We start from the raw sequence: 3,162 nt of genomic DNA on the forward strand, positions 1-3,162 counted from the left end.
ACTGAGCTATGCGCCCGGAACCGAGCACACTCTAGTGCCTCCCGCGCCGGCTCGCCACTCTGTAGCTTTAGCTCCTTGCAACCAGGCAGTAGCCTGGCCGAGGTAACGTCGAGAGGAAGGCACATGGACGAGGAGCCGCGCGGCCCACGCAGGGCCATGCCCGATTCCTTCGACGACGAGCGCCTATCGAACGATGACGAACGCCATGCGAGCCCAGACCGCGCTCGCCGCGCACTCCCCGATGAAGCCAGTGCCCAGCCCGACGAAACCGATACTCCGCCGATCGATCGCCGTGGCATCATCGCGGTGATCGTGGCCATCGTGCTCGTCATCGCTGTGGTCGGCGCATACCTGTTCTTCGGAACCCGGAAGGCCGCGAAGCCCGCTCCAGTGCCACAACCCTCCGCGTCAATGTCGCCCAGCCCGCCAGCACCGAGCCCCTCCCCCACGCAAGAACCACCCGGAGTGGAAGAAATAGTGGGAGACGCCACCATCACGCTCCCCCGCAACTGGGAGGTGTACCACGACGAGCTGACCGAGGGAAACCGTCGTCTCATCCGCGCCAAAGACCCAACAGGTAACGTGCGTATCCAGGTGGCGACACTGACATCCGTCGACGCAGATATCGCCGCCGCCTGCGAACTCCTCGTCGCAGACCAAAGTGCCGACTACACGGTCGACTTTCGTATCGAGCCCCGGCCAGTTGCGGTCTCCGGCAACGCGCACGCGGTGGTGTGCGGCTACGTCGGGGCGAAAGAACAGGGCGGGGCCACAAGCGTAAGGTTCACGCTCATTCGACGAGATTCCGACGAACACACCCTCGTGGTACGCATGACCCGCCCGCAACCATCGGAGGCATCGGATGACGCCTTGACGGAGGCTGCCGCGATGACCTGCGAGGCGTCTCACAGCTTCAACCACCCACTCGCGCTGTGCTGAGTTAGCCCTCCGACTGCCCTGGGTGGCGCGTGAGATGATCCGCAACGGCCCGTAGCTTCCACCACCACTGCTCATACGGGCGCTGGTTCTCCCAGTCCATCCCCTCCAGCACTCGCCGCGCGGGCGCCATGATCCCATCCACTCCGCTCTCGGCCGCACCGTATTCCGTCTTGCCTTGCTGCAGTTGATCGTCGAGCCAAGCGACGGCGTGGTAGGCGAGCCGGGTAGCGTTCACCCGGTCAAACGGCGACGGCACGCCGCCTTGCTGAATATGTCCGACGATGGCCTGGCGCACCGAGAACAGGCCTTCTCCCTCCGCTTCAAACATCTTCGCGATGACGTCGGAGGTGTAGTGCTCGCTGGTTTCCTCACCCATCACGGCGAGATAGAACGTGCGGCCGGTCACGAAGGCGTCGACGAGCGCATCGATGTCTTCGGCAAGTTGCTGCAGCGACACCCCCGTCTCGGGCAGGTATGACTTCTCCGCGCCTCCCGCGATGCCGCCCATGAGCGGCAGGAATCCACAAGTGCGGCCCATCGTCTCGACGACGAACGCGCGCTTGCTCGCCGATGCCGACATACGCACCATGTCGATGGAATCCACCACGGTGTTGAGTGCGGTGTCTGAGCCCACCGCCATATTCCATGATGGCAAGTTGTTGTCAATCGAGGCGGGCAGCAACGCGATTGGAATGTTGAACGCCGGGTAACGGTGACGCTCACGCTCCATCATGTTCACCGTCGCATAGGCGTGGAACCCACCCGAAATGAGAAGCGCGTCGATGGCGTGCTCTTCCAGCTGACGGGCCATCGGGTACAGGTCGGCCTCCGTGGGCACATAACGCCTGGTGCCGAACTGAGCGCCACCAATGTGAGCCATACCCTCGACGTCGTTCCAGTGCACCTCCCCGATCTTGCCCGAGATCAGTCCCGGAATGCCGCCGCGAATGGCGAACATCGAGTAGCCGAGATCGAGACCAGTCCGCACAGCGACTCGGTCAATCTGATTCATGCCCGGCGCGAGCGCACCGGCATGCATGACGGCGATGCGCTGCCCGCGAAGCTCGGTGACCGTAGGTTGCGCCTCGATGAGCGTGCGGTAGATGTCAATCATCGTTGCGAACCCTGGCCCACGGCTGGCAATCGCCCGTGCGTAGTCGCCCTCGCGTACGTAGTCGGCGATCGCACGCGTGGCGACGACGTCGTCCATCAAGTGGCGACGCACCACTTGATCTCCCTGCACCCCGACGAGCACCGGCTCGGCGTCCTCGTCGAGCTCAAGCACCGCCTGCACGGCTTCCACGCCGCAGGCGGAGGCCATCCAGCGGTCGTACGCCGACGGTTTCCCGCCTCGCTGCACGTGCCCAAGGATGGTGATGCGGGGTTGCTCTCCGGTGCGTTCCATAATGACCTGCTGAATGCGCTGAGCGGAAATAGGTTCCCCTGCGCGGTCTTTGGCCCCTTCCGCGACAACAATGATGGAGTCGCGTCGGCCCGCCGAACGGCCGCGTTCAAGTACCTGCATCATGCGCTCTTCCCAACCGTCGCGGGGAGGACTTTCAGGCAGGAAGGTGTAGTCGGCACCACCGGAGATGGTGGTCATGAGCGCAAGATAGCCGCAGTTGCGCCCCATCACCTCGATGATGAACGTGCGACGGTGCGACTCCGCCGTCGCCGAGATCGCGTCGATAGCCTCGGTGATGCGGTGCATGGCGGAGTCGGTGCCGATGGTCATGTCGGTGCCCACCATGTCGTTGTCGATGGAGCCGACGATGCCCGCCATCCGCAGATGGCGGTGCCGATCGGCCAGTACCTGGTCAATATCGCCGGCAGCCACCAACAAGTCGAGCACGTCCGACCAACACAGCTTGAGCTCACGGGCACCCGTGAGAGACCCGTCACCACCGATCACAATCAGGTGATCGATGCCGTTGCTAACAAGGTTCTTCACCACCTCACGCTGCCCGGCCTCCGTGCGCATCTCAGCGCAGCGTGCCGTGCCGATGACCGTGCCGCCCTTGCCGAGGATGCCGGAAACATCCCTCCAGTGCATGCGCGTGATGTGCTCGCCACCCTCGTAGGCACCCTGCCAGCCCTCACGAATGGCGAATACTTCCACGCCCTCGCGAATGGCCGCTCTCGTGATGGCACGCACCGCAGCGTTCATGCCCTGCGCGTCCCCTCCTGACGTCAGTACACCGATTCGGGGCGCGCAGGGAACAG

Annotated in this window: 2 protein-coding genes; one reads left to right on the top strand and one right to left on the bottom strand. The window is 64.0% G+C overall.

Annotated features, from left to right (window positions below; translation table 11 throughout):
- The first annotated feature begins 123 nt into the window (after positions 1-123).
- The gene (locus Q0X61_RS13040; RefSeq protein WP_297743303.1) at positions 124-939 is read left to right on the top strand and encodes a hypothetical protein; all 816 of its coding nucleotides are present in this window, start codon (positions 124-126) and stop codon (positions 937-939) included.
- A gap of 1 nt (position 940) precedes the next feature.
- Here the strand turns inward: Q0X61_RS13040 and Q0X61_RS13045 are convergent, their stop codons facing one another.
- Complete coding sequence (locus tag Q0X61_RS13045) at positions 941-3,142, bottom strand: 6-phosphofructokinase (RefSeq protein ID WP_297743305.1); 2,202 nt, start codon at positions 3,140-3,142, stop codon at positions 941-943.
- Positions 3,143-3,162 lie beyond the last annotated feature (20 nt).

The sequence above is a fragment of the uncultured Tessaracoccus sp. genome, from assembly GCF_947255005.1.
Classification (GTDB): Bacteria; Actinomycetota; Actinomycetes; order Propionibacteriales; family Propionibacteriaceae; genus Arachnia.